This window comes from Helicobacter sp. 23-1046, assembly GCF_053654635.1.
Genome location: NZ_JBSIUS010000001.1, coordinates 825599 through 840127 on the forward strand (window position 1 = coordinate 825599; position 14529 = coordinate 840127).

Below are 14529 nucleotides of genomic sequence, written 5' to 3' on the forward strand. Positions count from 1 at the left end.
TTTAAACAATGCAATACCTACTTTAAGGCTGTTATCTTGCTTACGCGCTCACTCATCTTCGCCCCCACACTCTTCCAATACGCTAATCGCTCTGCATCAAACTTTATCACCACAGGTTCGCTTAGTGGATTGTAATGCCCGATAGATTCTATCCAGCCCCCATCGCGTTTCTTACGAGAATCTGTAACGACTATGCGATAAAAAGGTTTTTTCTTGCGCCCCATTCTTGTCAAACGAATTACGGTTGCCATATTTTCTCCTTGTTGTTTTTATGTTTGTCCGTCTTTGGATTGTTTGGCATTATACCTAAAGACAAACAAAAACGCGGATTATAAACTATTTTTGCTTAAATGCGCCTTATATTTTACCTAAACTTCAATCTTTATGCTACCTCATTGGCATTTTTGCCCCGCCAAGCATACCCATAAGCTCCTGCATACCACCTTTTTGACTGAGTTTTTTTGCCATTTTTTGCGCATTATCAAACTGCTTGATAATGCGATTGATGTCTTGGACTTCCAATCCGCTTCCTTGAGCTATCCTTTTACGGCGCGAGCCATTGAGGATTTCTGGATTCTCTCTTTCTTTGCGCGTCATAGAATTTACCATTGCTTTGATATTTTTTACTTCCTTAGAATTATCTAAATCTACATCTTTTAGCCCGCTTGCTACATTATTAAGTCCGGGCACCATTGAGAGTATAGAGCTTACAGAGCCAAGTTTTTTGATATTTTCAATTTGAGTTATAAAATCCTCAAAGCTAAACTGCCCTTTTTTAAGTTTTTTGCCAATGTCTTTTGCTTCTTTTTCACTCATCACTGTGGCGGTTTTTTCTGCGAGGGATTGTATATCTCCCGCGCCCATAAGGCGTGAGACAATACGCTCAGGCAAGAAAATATCTAAATCAGGGATTTTCTCTCCACTTCCTATGAAGCGCAATGGAACGCCAATTTGATACGCGATAGAAAGCGCAATCCCTCCTTTAGAATCACTATCAAATTTGCTTAAAATAACGCCATCAATGCCAATTTTTTCATTAAATATCGCCGCGCTTTTCACGCCATCTTGTCCAACTAGAGAATCTGCGACAAAAAAACACTCGCTTGGTTTGATAGTATCTTTTATTTCTTGTAGCTCGCTCATCAATGCCTCATCGATACTCAATCGTCCAGCTGTGTCGATAAGCAAGACATCATAGAGTTCATCGATTGCTTTTTGCTTGGCTTCCTTAGCTACTTGTAACGCACTATGCGATGAATCTCGCGCACTAAAAACACCCACCTCAATAGATTCTCCAAGTTGTTGTAACTGCGTAACAGCAGCAAGCCTTTGCAAATCACACGCACACATCAACACTTTTTTGCCACGCGCTTTGAGATAGTTTGCTAGCTTTGCCGTGCTTGTCGTCTTTCCACTACCTTGCAAGCCCATCATCAAAATAATCGTAGGCGGTTTGGGAGCGTAAGTGAAGCCATAATGTTTAGAGGTTTGCAAAATCTCAAGTAGGCTTTTTTGCAATGCGTCCATAAAATTTTGCTTGCCGATGCCTTTTGCTTTTGTCTCTTGCTCTACGCGAGTGAGAATCTCTTTAGTCGCCTTATGATAGACATCATTTTTGAGCAGGGATTTTTTGAGCTCCTCTAAGGCAGATTTGAGCGCACGCTCATCATCACTAAAGCGAATTTTATTCGCCACTGCTTTGAAAGATTGGGTCAATGAATCAAACAACAACATCTCCTTGAAAATAAAAATATGAAAATACGGAAAAATTCAGCCAAAATTTAAGATTTAATGTAGAATTATAGAGTATTTTATAGAATCTTTAGTAGGGAAAATACAATATTTTACTTTAGATTTGTAGAAATTATATTCTAACTCTTAGGATTAAGAATATGAAAAATTACTTTGGAGGAAAATTTGTTAATGTCGCTAAAATCTTATAGTAGAGCATCGTTCGCTCTTTTTGTGCTCTTATCTCTCTCTCCTAGTGTGTGCTTAGCGTATTTGGACCCCGGCACGGGTTCATTGCTTCTTAGCTCTATTGTGGCGATTTTTGCCTCATTGCTTTACTTTGTAAAAAATCTATTTTATAAAATCACTAGCTTTTCGCCTAAATCTTTGAAATTCTCTAACGCAATCAAGGGGGGGGGGGATGTCCATAATTTAGGTAAATCTACCCAAAATTTCAATTCACACTCAAATCCTAACTCCATCGTCTTTTACTGCGAAGGGGCGCGATATTATGGTTCGTTTAAACCCATTTTAGACACGCTAGATTTACTAAAACACCCCTATACTTATCTCACCAGCGATGAATCTGACCCCGCATTCAAACGCGAATCTAATAATTTTAGCATTAAGGAATTTATCGGCATTGGCAATAAAGCCTACACGCGCCTAAATATGCTAAATGCCGATATTTGTGTGCTTACCACACCTAGCCTTGAAGTCCTCCAAATCAAACGCAGTCGTGGCGTAAAGCATTATTGTCATATCGTGCATTCACTCACGCCGATGACTTATCGCACCTTTGGGGTGGATTATTTTGACTCGGTGCTAGTTGCAAATGAAGTGCAAGAAAATTTCGTGCGCGAAATTGAAAAGGCACACAATGTCAAAGCTAAATATATCACCGTTGTGGGTAGCACTTATTTAGATGAATTAGCGATTTTGCGTGAATCTATCAAAGAAAAAGCACACAAAAAAGACAAACCTACCATTTTAGTCTCCCCATCTTGGGGCAAAGAAACGCTACTTAGCAAATATGGTATGCGACTTTTAGAGCCTTTGGCAAAGTCCCCCTATAATATTATTATCCGCCCTCACCCACAAAGCCTAATAGGCGAAACTGAAGGCACAAATATCAAACACCTCCAAAACGCGCTCTCAAATTACAGCAATGTAGAGTGGGACATAAACACGCTAAATGTCATAGCATTCGCAAAAGCGGATTTGATGATTGGTGATTTTTCAAGTGTGATTTTTGATTTTGTGTGTTTGGAGGGCAAACCTGTGATTACGATAGATTTTGCCTTTGATAGCGCGGGATATGATTTGGCAGATATTTATGATAAGAGCAATATAGGCGAATTTTGGACTTTTAAGGCATTAAAGCAAATCGGTGGTAAGATAAGCGAAAATGATTTTGCAAACTTGCAAACTATCATCGATTCTGCGATTCAATCTAACATAAAGGGCGCGAATCTAACAAATATCGCTAAAACTCTTTGGCAACACCCGCATAATTCAGGAATTCAATCAACGATAGAGATTTTAAAGATTGAGAGAGATTTGCTTGAATCACAGCTAAATAAAAGCATTTTAAATCATTTAGATTCGACTAAAAATGCTATTTTGGCACTTGAAACACACGAATCACACAAAGATTCACACGAATCAAACAGCAAATCCCACACAGATTCGCCCAAAAAGGATTCATAATGTTAATTGATATTTTATACTACACATTTATTTTTCCATTGCAATCCGTGCTTGGATTCGCGCTAGATTCACTGCATTCACTCACACACAACTACGGATTAAGCATAATTCTTTTAAGCCTTTTGGTCAATCTCTTTTTGCTCAAACTCGCCAAAATCGCCGAATCCAAAGCCACAAAAATAAACGCCCTAAAATCTGTGTGTGATAAAAAAATCGCTGAATTTAAACGCGTATTTAAGGGTGCGGAGTTGCAAAGCTATATCCGCACTCTTTACAAACAAAAGCATTATCACCCCATTTTCGCGCTATCTGCGCTTGGTGGATTGGCATTACAAGTGCCGTTTTTTATCGCAGTGCTGTGTTTATTACAAGAATTTGATGGGATTAAGGGCGTTTCGTTTCTTTGGATTGCTGATTTGAGTGCGCCCGATAGTGTGCTTGGAGTGCATTTATTGCCCATTTTGATGACGATTATTTCGCTTGCAAATGTGTGGATTGTGGCAAAAGAGAGGGGTGCGAAGATTCAAGGTGTGCTGATTTCGCTTATCTTTTTGGTGCTACTCTATCAAATGCCTAGTGCGCTAGTGTTATATTGGACTACAAATATGGCATTTTCGCTATTAAGGGCAATTTGGGGCAAGATTGCTCTCAATCGTCATACTGAGCGTAGCGAAGTATCTCAAACAAAAATTAAAAATAAAGATATTTCACCTACGGCTCAATATAACAAAGATTTAGATTCTTCGCTCACTGCGTCCGACCAAAACAACAAATGGGGGTTTTTTATCCATCACAAACCTTTTAAAATCGCCATCATTGCATTAAGTAGCATTTTGGCTATCGGGCTTTGCCTAACTTTCGCACTAATGCTTTATACGAAAGATAGGATTTACACTGCGTCTATCACGCTAGATGACTATAACAAAGCACGAATCCATTTTAACAAATTAGATTTTTTGGCGCGTTCTAGTAGTATTTCCAAAGTTGAGTTAGTAGGTGTGGAGTGGGACAAAAGCATAAATTCAAGCACAATAAATATTACACACAATGTGGGGCGATTTGCATTTTTTGAACCATATCTAGTTTTAGAACAAGACATAAATCTGGGGCAAATTTCCTATACAATACACTTTATACCATTACTGAAAAATATCTTTAAATACTATTTTGGCATTTTTGGCTTTATGCTTGGATTTTATCTTTTACTTTGTGTGATTGCGCGATTTCAAGCATATAGCGAATCTTATGCGCAAATCTATCGTGCTATCTCCATTTACGCCACCCTTTGCATTGCATTTCTCATTTGTGTTTTTACGCCTTATCAGCTGTATAGCACGGATATTACGCAGTTTGATTCATCGCAGACGATTGCCACGCTATCTGCACTATTTGGGGCATTTTTGCTAATTAGCTTTATTGTGATTTACGCGCTTTCATTTGTGCCAAAGCGATTTAGTAATATCATCGCATTTGTTTTAAGCGTGATTTTGTTTAGTGGACTTGTGTATAGCTTTATTTTGGTGGGCGATTATGGTGCTATGGATAGGTTTATTTTACAAATTGCTCCGCAAAAAAGCACGGGGCAAATATTTGAATGCATCACGGTTTTGTCGCTTGGCATCGCAATTATGGCATTTGCGCTCACAAGGCTAAAACGCGCTTTGCAAATAATCTTTGTAACTTTATTTATCGTAAGTGGCGTGAATGCGGTGCAGATTACCACAAAAAGATTCGAATCAACCCAAATCGCACAAGAAACAAATCAAAGCGATAAAAATAAGCCACCATTCGCCGATTCGCCACTTTTTTCATACTCTAAAAATGATAAAAATATCGTAGTCATCGTGCTAGATATGTTTAGTGGTTCACATATGCCATATATTTTAGAGCAGTTTCCAGAGTTTAGGACCAAACTTGATGGATTTACGCTGTTTCCAAATGCGATTAGCACAACAGATGCAACAATACATAGTATATCAACACTAATTAGTGGAGAATATTATGCAGTCTATAATATGAATCAAAGAAAACAAAATTTAAGACAAAGTATTGATAAGGCGTATATTGACACTAGCGATGCTTTTGCGAAAAATAAATTTAGCGTTGGTTTAATGATTGAGGCTGGAACTAACATATCAAACATAACAAAACAAGTGGAAGGAATTTTTGCAATACCAGCTTGGGGTGATGATTTTACAGATTACTATATCCATAATAGTGGTGAAATACATTTGGGGAGTATTGTCAAAACAAAACAGCATATTATCAATGATGACTTAATTCATTTTTTTAATTTTGGGATTTTCAGATTTGCACCAAAAACTTTTAGGACAAAAATTTACAAAGAAGGTTATTGGTTTTTACCAACAAATTTAAATGTTGCTAACACTATTTTGTCGATTAAATCAACCTCTCCAAATTATGTATTAGCACACACTATAAATGCAAATTCAACCAAACCAACTTTTAAATTTTTACATACCCTTATGACACATTTCCCTTGTGTGATGTATTTTGATGGCAAGAAAATTGATTTTTTTAAGAATAAAAGCGCGTGGAATGACTATCCACATAAGGCAATTATGCCAAAAATAGCAACCATTGGACAATCTTTTTATCAGCATTATGATGCTGAGGTTTATGCTCTAAAATACTTAGCAGATTATATAGAGAATCTCAAAAAGTTAGGTATTTATGATAATACGCAGATTTTTGTGGTAAGCGACCACGCTGGTGAGGATAGTATTGGCATACCAAAACTTCCAAACAAATCATCAAATCGTTGGATGGACACATTGCTTTTGTTTAAAGATTTTGGCACAAGTGGAAAGTTAAAAATAGATTCTCGTCTTATGGCAAATTATGACATTGCAAGTATTTTTTGTGAAAACTTGCCCAATGGCTGTCCAAATGTGCCACCAAATATTTTAAAAAATTACCCAACAAACAGAGAAATTATAAGCACAATTCCAATAAGTTTTGACCTAAAACAACACAAAGAAAATGAATGGTTATTAGAAAAAGCCTATAAAGTGCGTGGAAATATCTATGATGAGAAAAATTGGATAGACATAAGCGATGAATCTTATGGAATCGTAAATGTAAAAAATAACTAAATGGGATATAATACAAATATCAATAAAAGGACAAGAATATGGACAAAAGTTATTGGAGCAAATTTTATGCAAAACATAAAGTAGGTGAGAAGCCGTCATTATTCGCAGAGTTTGTATGGGAGAATTACCTATCCACACGCAAAGATTCGTGCCTACTTGAGCTAGGCTGTGGTAATGGACGAGATGCGCTATATTTTGCCAAACAAGGCATACAAACCACTGCCATAGACCAAGTCCAAGAGGAAATAAACTATCTTGCTACACATTGTGCCACTACGAGAAATGGCGTAACAAATCCGCGTTTTATTGCAGGAAATTTTACCAACCTTGATGAAATTTTTAAAAATTTAACCTCTCTCTCGAGTAACACTCAAAGCAGAGGCATTGTATTTGATTGTATCTATTCACGCTTTACCTTACACTCTATCACGCACGCCCAGCAAGAAAGCCTCCTCTCTCAGATTCCAAACTTTATCGCACCAAACGGGATTCTCGCCATAGAAGCGCGTGGCAAGAAAAACTCACTCTACAAGCAAGGAGAACCCGTAGAAAATGAGGCAAATGCCTTTATCCACGACAATCATTATCGCAGGTTTGTAGATTTTGACAATCTTTGCGAGATAGTAGAATCTCAACTAAACCTTGAAATTCACTTTGCTAAAGAAGACAGGGGCTTTGCGCCATTTAATGGCGAAGATGACTACTTTTTCCGCATAGTTGGAATCACGCGCCACGAGAGAGAGAGAGAGAGAGTAGAACGCGCTAGGGCGTTTGTAGTTTTCATTGCCTTTATCAAGCTAGATTCTAGCGACAAAAGGGTTTCTTATGTCGCGTGAATCTAGCAAAAATAATAAAAATATAACACTTAATAAGAAAAATGATAGGCGAAGTATTTCGGCGATAAAATCGGGGTTTTGCGAAACGAGTAACGAAGATAGGACAGGTAGTCCATCAAGGAAGCGAGTTGAAGTAATCTCCGATTTTAGCCCGAAAGACAAGCCTAGCGTATATGTCGCAATGAGTGCGGATTTAATCCACCCCGGACACATCAATATCCTAAAAATCGCCAGAGATTACGCCACCAAAATAGATGGCGAAGTAGTCGTGGGGCTTCTCACCGACAAGGCAATCGCCTCTTACAAACGCCTACCCTATATGAACTACGACCAGCGCAAAGCTGTGCTTGAATCTATCGCGCTCATCGATAGAGTAATCCCGCAAGACACGCTAAGCTATGAAGGCAATATCCGTGCGTTAAAGCCACGCTTTGTCATTCACGGCGATGATTGGCAAAGTGGCGCACAAGCAAAAACGCGCCAAAATGTGATAGATACGCTAAATGAGCTAGGTTGCGGTGAGCTAGTTGAGCCGCATTACACACAGGGCATTAGCTCCACACAACTAAACGAAAATGCCCGTGCCATAGGCATTAGCACCAATGCTAGATTATCGCTACTGCGCAGACTAATTCACGCCAAAACGCCATTGCGCTTTATCGAAACGCATTCGGCGATTTCAGCACTCATCGCGCAAAATGCGTTTGTGAATCAAAATGGCACAAAAATCGAGTTTGATGGCTTTTGGAGTAGTTCGCTTACAGATTCGACTTCGCGCGGGAAGCCAGATATTGAAGCAGTGGAGCTACAAAGTCGCCTAAATACGATAAATGAAATTTTTGAAGTAACCTCAAAGCCCTTAATTTATGACGCTGATACGGGCGGGAAAGTGGAGCATTTTGCCTTTGCGGTGCGGAGTTTGGAACGCACGGGGGTGAGCGCGTGCATTATCGAGGATAAGACAGGCTTAAAGAAAAATTCGCTTTTAGGCAATGAAGTGGCGCAAACGCAGGATAATATAGAGGATTTTTGCGACAAGATTCGCGCAGGCAAAGACGTCCAAATCACGCAGGATTTTATGATTATCGCACGAATTGAATCGCTGATTTTGGATAAAGGAATGGAGGACGCGCTAAATCGGGCGTTCGCCTATGTCGATGCGGGGGCTGATGGGATAATGATACACTCGCGCCACAAAAGCCCAAATGAGATTTTGGAATTTATCGCCAAATTTCGCGCCAAAAATAGCCTAACGCCTATCGTAGTCGTGCCGACAAGTTTCAATGAAATCACGGCGCGTGAGCTAGGCGAGGCTGGGGCAAATATCATCATCTATGCAAATCACTTGCTTCGGGCGAGTTTTGTAGCGATGAAACAAGTCGCGCAAGGGATTTTAGAAAATGACAGAAGCGCGGAGGTAGAATCGCAATGTATGAGTGTGAAAGAGATTCTCTCGCTAATCCCGGGCACGATTTAATGCGTGCTTGTCTTTGCGCGATAAATCGTGGATTCTGCGCACAGGGCTTTGGTTACATACGATATAGTATGCACCCTCGTCCCGCGCTTGAAAACCACAATTTCTCATCGCAAATACTTCTCACACTTTTTTATCATTGCGAGAATCTAAAAACACAGATTTTTGGCAATCTAGATTCTAGAATACACACAAGCGAAAACTTGTAAAACTAAAAATTTAAAATGTAAAGGACATACTATGAGTAAAATCGTAATTTTTGGTGCAGGTAACTGCGGACGGCTAATCGCACAAAATCTAGCCCAAAAGGGTGAGCAAATTTTGTGCTTTATTGATAATGACCCATTAAAAGCAAATTCTAGTATAAAGCTAGATTCTAACGGGGGGGGGAATAGTGCTTTGAGTGCGCCATTAACCTTTCAAATCCACACAAGCGAAGCATTGCAAGACATAGATTTTGATTCTATTGTCATTGGCACTTTCACGGGATTTTATGAAATCCGCGCACAACTTGAAAAACTAGGCATAGCGTGGGACAAAATCGATGTGAGCTATATCGAGCTAAGTGTAAGGGCAAGAGAAATATTTTTAGAAAATTTCGCCACAGAAATACACGCGCAAAATCTAGCAGGTAATGTCGCAGAACTAGGCGTCTATCGTGGGGATTTTGCACGGCGCATAAATGAATGCTTCAAAGATAAAATCTTGTATTTATTTGACACATTTGAGGGTTTTGAGGACAAAGATTTATCTCAAAGCAAAGACGGCGCAATGGGCGCAAGTCTAGGCAAAAAGCACTTTTCAAACACAAGCGTAGAACTCGTGCTAAGCAAAATGCCCTACCCAAAGCAATGCGTGGTAAAAAAGGGCTGGTTTCCACAAAGCGCAGAAAATGGCTTAGAAAATGAGCAATTTTGCTTTGTCAATCTTGACGCGGATTTATACGAGCCTATTTTGGCAGGGCTAAAATTTTTCTACCCCAAAATGGTGTGCGGTGGCGTGATACTAATCCACGAGTATTTTTCGGCTGGATATGTGGGTGTGAGAGAAGCGGTGAGCGAGTTTATGGGCGAATATGGCTTATCAAACACTCAAAAACTCCCCATAGGCGATAATTTAAGCATAGCGATAATAAAAAATTAAAATTTCAAAAAAGGGGCAAAATGCGGACAGAGGATTTTGGAGCGGAGCTACAAAGGCTAGGATTTAGCGATTTTGCAGGTGTGCCGTGTAGCTATCTTGCGCCACTGATAAATTGGGCGATAAATGAGAATGCCTTTATAATGGCAAATAATGAGGGAGAAGCAGTGGCGATTGCTAGTGGGATAAGCCTAGCCTGTGCGTTGCCTTTGAGCGATAAATCGGGGAGTGCTTCGGCTCACTCACTGCAACGCACGGCAAGTGCATCTCATTCGTTCGCCTCGCATAACCCCGATTTCTCATCTCAAATGCTACCGCACGAATCTGCTATTGTAAAAAATTCAAGCGATTTGTCATTGCGAGAATCGCGAAGCGATTCGTGGCAATCCACAAAAAACAATCGCAAGTATGGAGTCGTTTTAATGCAAAACAGCGGATTAAGCAATGCCTTATCCCCGCTTACAAGCCTAAATCACACTTTTAGCATTCCCATACTTGGCTTTGTATCCCTGCGTGGTGAGCCAAATGAGCAAGGGCAAAATACCGATGAGCCACAGCACGAATTATTAGGACGAATCACCGATAATCTTTTGCAAACTTGCGAAGTGGAATGTGCATTTTTGGATTCGCGATTAGAAGTGGCAAAACAGCAGTTAGCCCACGCAAAAGAGATTTTAGAATCCAATAAAAGTTTTTTCTTTATAGTCCGCAATAATTGCTTTGAAAAAGTCGCGCTGATAAATAATCCACTTGATTTAAATTTTAAAAACGCTGAATCTAATACGCACACCACTTCAAATACAAACGCCCAGCGCGGAAGTATTTTGCGATGGATTTGTGGGTTGTGCAGTTGTGAGCGAGGGAATAGAACCAATAGTTCATTGACGAAGCAAACAACAAATCTCCCACAAATACACGCAAAAGACAACGCGCCACCACACAATAAACCCACACGCTTACAAGCACTGCAAATTATCCAAAATCTAGGGCAAAATTGTGCCATACTCGCCACCACAGGCAAATGCGGACGCGAACTCTACGAACTAGGCGACACACCAAATCAGCTCTATATGGTAGGCTCTATGGGCTGTGTAAGCGCGTTAGGGCTAGGAATCGCGCTAAAATCGCACAAAAAAGTCATCGCCATTGATGGCGATAGTGCGCTTTTAATGCGACTTGGCACACTTGCTGGCAATGCGTATTATGCAAGGTGCGCAAACAAGGGCAATTTCTGCCATATCTTGCTAGATAATCAAAGCCACGATAGCACGGGAGGGCAGTTTAATATCTCGCCATTTGTGGATTTTGTCGCAGTGGCAAAATCCTGTGGTTACGAAGTGGCAAAAAAAGCGCAAAATTTAGATGAATTTAACGCGATTTTAGCGGAGTTTTTGGACGCACAAAATGGCGGGGCGTATTTTATCTACCTTGATATTGCAAAGGGAAGCAAAAAGGATTTAGGACGCCCCAAAATCACACCAAAGCAAGTGGCACAGAGATTTAGTGCGTGGCTTAATGAATCGTAATTTCAAAGAGTGGCGATGAAATTTACTTATTACAATCCTGTGAAAATCCGCTTTGGCGTAGATTATTTAGAGGCGATTAAAAGCGTGGCGAATCGTTTGCAAGGTGCGCGATTTTTGCTCGTTACAAGCAAGGGATTTAGTAAAAGAGGGTTAAGCGATAAGATTGCAAACGCGCTAGGGACGCAACTTGTCGGTATTATAGATGAGATTACACCAAATCCGCAAGTTAAGCATTTGCGGGGGATAAAATCTACATTGGCAGAATTTGATGCGATTATCGCACTTGGTGGAGGGAGCGTAATTGATAGCGCGAAATTTTTAAGCGTGGATAGTGTGCTTGAAAATGGAAATTTTATAATCAAATCGCAACCTAAATATCTCTATGCTCTGCCGACTACTTCAGGCACTAGCTCTGAGCTAACCCATTGGGCAACTATCTGGGACAATGACGCCTTTATCAAGCATTCTTTGAGCGATGAGATTCTCTATCCAAAAGAAGCGATTTATGACCCGCGACTTACGCTAAGTCTGCCACGAGAAACTACGATACACACGGCACTTGACGCGCTAAGCCATAGCTTTGAATCTATTTGGAATAATAATGCAAACCCCATATCCACGCATTACGCGCTAAATGCGATAGAGATTATCTTGCGTGATTTGGTGGATTTAAGCCACAATTTAGATTCGCTCCCCTTGCGAACTCATATAATGCAAGCGAGTATGTATGCAGGACTTGCTTTTAGCAATACCCAAACCGCTCTAGCCCACGCGCTAAGCTATCCGCTAACTATGCGCTTTGGCACTCCGCACGGGTTAGCGTGTAGTTTTAGCCTGCCTTTACTTTTGGATTGCTTGCCACGCACAAGCCACGCGGACGCGCTTTTATCGCCATTTAGGGAGCGACTTTTATGGCTTTTTGACACGCTAGAAATTTCTACGAATCCAAAAGATTATGGACTAGATTTGGCATTTATCGATGAAATCTTTGCTACACTAAACGCCAGAGCAAAAAACGGGATTTTTGATATAGCTCGAGTAAGAGATATGTTAAAAAGACAATCAAAATAAAAATTTAAACTTTTTTGGTTATATTCCTTGATAATAGCCTTTTGGAAAAACACAACTTATAAAATATTTACAGGCAAAAAACACATAAATTTTTATAGATTTATCAAAAAATTAAATTTTATGTTTATAATGCCAAAATTCAATACATTAAATATTTTGTTTCGGAGAGAATTATGAACACACAATGGATAAAAGATTTGCAAGCAAAAAAACTCAAAGTAACGCCACAAAGAATCGCAATGCTTGATGAGCTCAAACGCAACGGGCATATGGATGTCGATGAAATGTATGAAAATATTAGAGAATTTTACCCATCTATTTCCCTTGCTACTGTGTATAAAAATTTGGGGGTATTGTGCGAGGCTGGCATTTTACGAGAGGTAAAAGCCCCAAGTCAAAAGCAAAAATACGAGCTTTCCTGCGATAAGCACATTCACGCTTCTTGCGAAAAATGTGGAAAGTTGCAAGATATTGTCATTGATACAAGCGCGTTAGAGAGTGCCATATCTGCAAAAAGTGGCTTTGTGCTTTATGATACCTCAGCCGTGTTTATTGGTATCTGCCCAGAATGCCTAAAACAAGGTGCAAAAAAGCACGATAATCCAAACTTTGCCACCGCATAACAATAAAATCTAATGCCACTCTAAAGGAGCAAAATGCGTAAAAATTTAAATATTGATGAAGTTTTTGCGCTTATATGGGACAAATGTGCCTTTATCGCAAAGGATTCTCGCACAACTTGTGAGGAGGTTGATATATTTGAGGCGCGGGGGCGGATTTTGGCTGATGATATTATCGCTTCGCGCGCTCTCCCGCCTTTTGATAACTCTGCAATGGACGGATATGCTGTGCGTTTAGCTGATAGCGGTCGCGTTGCTACCTTGCAGGGGCGCACACTAGCAGGAGAAAGCGCGCAGGACATAACACTACAAGACGGAATGTGCCAAAAAGTAATGACAGGCTCGCCCGTGCCAGCTGGCACGCAGGCGATAGTCCCAATCGAAAAAGTCCAAATCACGCAATCTAAAGAATCTACGCATATCGCCCTGCCACAAGACATTCTCCCAAACCAACACATTCGATTACAAGGCGAAGAAATCGCTCTAGATTCTGTGATTTTACCACGCTACACAAGATTAAAGCCACTTGACTTGGGATTGCTTGCTTCGCAAGGATTGCGCACGATTAAAGTGTGTAAAAGATTATCTATCGCGCTCTTTTCAAGTGGCGATGAAGTCATAGAGCCCGGGACAAAAGCACTTCCTCATCAAATTTATAATACAAATGCAATCAGCTTGGATTCTATCCTTTCTCACTATCATCACAACGCACAATACTTGGGAATCTTGCCCGATGATAAATCCACACTCCTCACTAAATTGCAAAATCTTACTCAATACAATGTAGTCATTACCACAGGTGGGGCAAGTGTGGGCGATGCAGATTTGCTTAAATCAACTTTAAGCGAGCTTGGCGCGGATTTTCTCTTTGACGGAGTGAATGTCAAACCGGGCAAACATTTAAGCATAGCGATTTTAGGCAAAAGTATATTTATAATGCTACCGGGTAACCCGCTTGCTTCGTTGTTGCATTTTTACACCATAATTCTCAGTATTTTAGAGTTCCTTAGTGGGGCGAGATTATGCTTCATAAAGGCGCAATACGCGAATGCAGATTCTCAAGCTTCGCTTGCAAATGGAGTGCAAAAAATCATTTTAGGGCGTTTAGAAAGTGGCAAATTTTATATTTTCAATAAAGGCAAATTTGGCTCCAGCGCGCTTATAAATGTATGGAAAAATAACGCGTTAGCGATTCTTAACAGACAATATGATACAATCAAACCAAATGATACTCTTGCTTGTATTGCCTTTGAGAGTGAATTTGAGGAATCGTGTAACTTTATCAATGATTTAAGGAGGTAGCAA

At 40.0% G+C, this 14529-nt stretch carries 12 protein-coding genes; 10 read left to right on the forward strand and 2 right to left on the reverse strand.

Features of this window, described 5'->3' with window-relative positions:
* Positions 1-17: 17 nt before the first annotated feature.
* Positions 18-251, reverse strand: a complete 234-nt coding sequence (rpsP, locus tag ACWIUJ_RS04040; protein ID WP_454169121.1) for a 30S ribosomal protein S16 — start codon at positions 249-251, stop codon at positions 18-20.
* Between the two features lie 136 nt (positions 252-387).
* Positions 388-1728, reverse strand: a complete 1341-nt coding sequence (ffh, locus tag ACWIUJ_RS04045; protein WP_454169123.1) for a signal recognition particle protein — start codon at positions 1726-1728, stop codon at positions 388-390.
* Positions 1729-1923: 195 nt separating this feature from the next.
* Between ffh and ACWIUJ_RS04050 the strand changes: the two genes are divergently transcribed.
* From ACWIUJ_RS04050 to ACWIUJ_RS04095, 10 genes are all read left to right on the forward strand, one after another.
* Complete coding sequence (locus ACWIUJ_RS04050) at positions 1924-3441, forward strand: CDP-glycerol glycerophosphotransferase family protein (RefSeq protein ID WP_454169125.1); 1518 nt, start codon at positions 1924-1926, stop codon at positions 3439-3441.
* Positions 3441-6557, forward strand: a complete 3117-nt coding sequence (locus ACWIUJ_RS04055) for a YidC/Oxa1 family membrane protein insertase (protein ID WP_454169127.1) — start codon at positions 3441-3443, stop codon at positions 6555-6557. Before ACWIUJ_RS04050 ends, ACWIUJ_RS04055 begins: the two co-directional genes overlap by 1 nt.
* A 38-nt stretch (positions 6558-6595) precedes the next feature.
* The gene (locus tag ACWIUJ_RS04060) at positions 6596-7393 is read left to right on the forward strand and encodes a class I SAM-dependent methyltransferase (protein ID WP_454169129.1); all 798 of its coding nucleotides are present in this window, start codon (positions 6596-6598) and stop codon (positions 7391-7393) included.
* Positions 7394-7574: 181 nt separating this feature from the next.
* On the forward strand, positions 7575-8870 hold the full coding sequence (aepX, locus tag ACWIUJ_RS04065; RefSeq protein WP_454169721.1) for a phosphoenolpyruvate mutase: 1296 nt from the start codon (positions 7575-7577) through the stop codon (positions 8868-8870).
* Complete coding sequence (locus tag ACWIUJ_RS04070) at positions 8822-9076, forward strand: hypothetical protein (RefSeq protein WP_454169131.1); 255 nt, start codon at positions 8822-8824, stop codon at positions 9074-9076. The genes aepX and ACWIUJ_RS04070 overlap by 49 nt, the downstream gene beginning before the upstream one ends.
* Before the next feature lie 31 nt (positions 9077-9107).
* Entirely contained in the window at positions 9108-10010 is a 903-nt protein-coding gene (locus ACWIUJ_RS04075; protein WP_454169133.1) for a TylF/MycF/NovP-related O-methyltransferase, read from the forward strand.
* Positions 10011-10030: 20 nt separating this feature from the next.
* Complete coding sequence (locus ACWIUJ_RS04080; RefSeq protein WP_454169135.1) at positions 10031-11533, forward strand: thiamine pyrophosphate-dependent enzyme; 1503 nt, start codon at positions 10031-10033, stop codon at positions 11531-11533.
* Between the two features lie 15 nt (positions 11534-11548).
* Positions 11549-12604, forward strand: a complete 1056-nt coding sequence (locus ACWIUJ_RS04085; protein ID WP_454169137.1) for a phosphonoacetaldehyde reductase — start codon at positions 11549-11551, stop codon at positions 12602-12604.
* A 173-nt stretch (positions 12605-12777) separates the two neighbouring features.
* Complete coding sequence (locus ACWIUJ_RS04090; protein ID WP_454151499.1) at positions 12778-13227, forward strand: Fur family transcriptional regulator; 450 nt, start codon at positions 12778-12780, stop codon at positions 13225-13227.
* A gap of 33 nt (positions 13228-13260) precedes the next feature.
* Entirely contained in the window at positions 13261-14526 is a 1266-nt protein-coding gene (locus tag ACWIUJ_RS04095; protein WP_454169139.1) for a molybdopterin molybdotransferase MoeA, read from the forward strand.
* Positions 14527-14529 lie beyond the last annotated feature (3 nt).

What these genes read in the sequence shown, in the direction of transcription:
- ACWIUJ_RS04085 (WP_454169137.1), top strand. Translation starts at nt 11,549, where the DNA reads ATGAAATTTACTTATTACAATCCTGTGAAAATCCGCTTTGGCGTAGAT.
- aepX (WP_454169721.1), top strand. Translation starts at nt 7,575, where the DNA reads ATGAGTGCGGATTTAATCCACCCCGGACACATCAATATCCTAAAAATC.
- ACWIUJ_RS04055 (WP_454169127.1), top strand. Translation starts at nt 3,441, where the DNA reads ATGTTAATTGATATTTTATACTACACATTTATTTTTCCATTGCAATCC.
- ACWIUJ_RS04050 (WP_454169125.1), top strand. Translation starts at nt 1,924, where the DNA reads ATGTCGCTAAAATCTTATAGTAGAGCATCGTTCGCTCTTTTTGTGCTC.
- ACWIUJ_RS04060 (WP_454169129.1), top strand. Translation starts at nt 6,596, where the DNA reads ATGGACAAAAGTTATTGGAGCAAATTTTATGCAAAACATAAAGTAGGT.
- ACWIUJ_RS04070 (WP_454169131.1), top strand. Translation starts at nt 8,822, where the DNA reads ATGTATGAGTGTGAAAGAGATTCTCTCGCTAATCCCGGGCACGATTTA.
- ACWIUJ_RS04095 (WP_454169139.1), top strand. Translation starts at nt 13,261, where the DNA reads ATGCGTAAAAATTTAAATATTGATGAAGTTTTTGCGCTTATATGGGAC.
- ACWIUJ_RS04075 (WP_454169133.1), top strand. Translation starts at nt 9,108, where the DNA reads ATGAGTAAAATCGTAATTTTTGGTGCAGGTAACTGCGGACGGCTAATC.
- ACWIUJ_RS04080 (WP_454169135.1), top strand. Translation starts at nt 10,031, where the DNA reads ATGCGGACAGAGGATTTTGGAGCGGAGCTACAAAGGCTAGGATTTAGC.
- ACWIUJ_RS04090 (WP_454151499.1), top strand. Translation starts at nt 12,778, where the DNA reads ATGAACACACAATGGATAAAAGATTTGCAAGCAAAAAAACTCAAAGTA.
- rpsP (WP_454169121.1), bottom strand. Translation starts at nt 251, where the DNA reads ATGGCAACCGTAATTCGTTTGACAAGAATGGGGCGCAAGAAAAAACCT.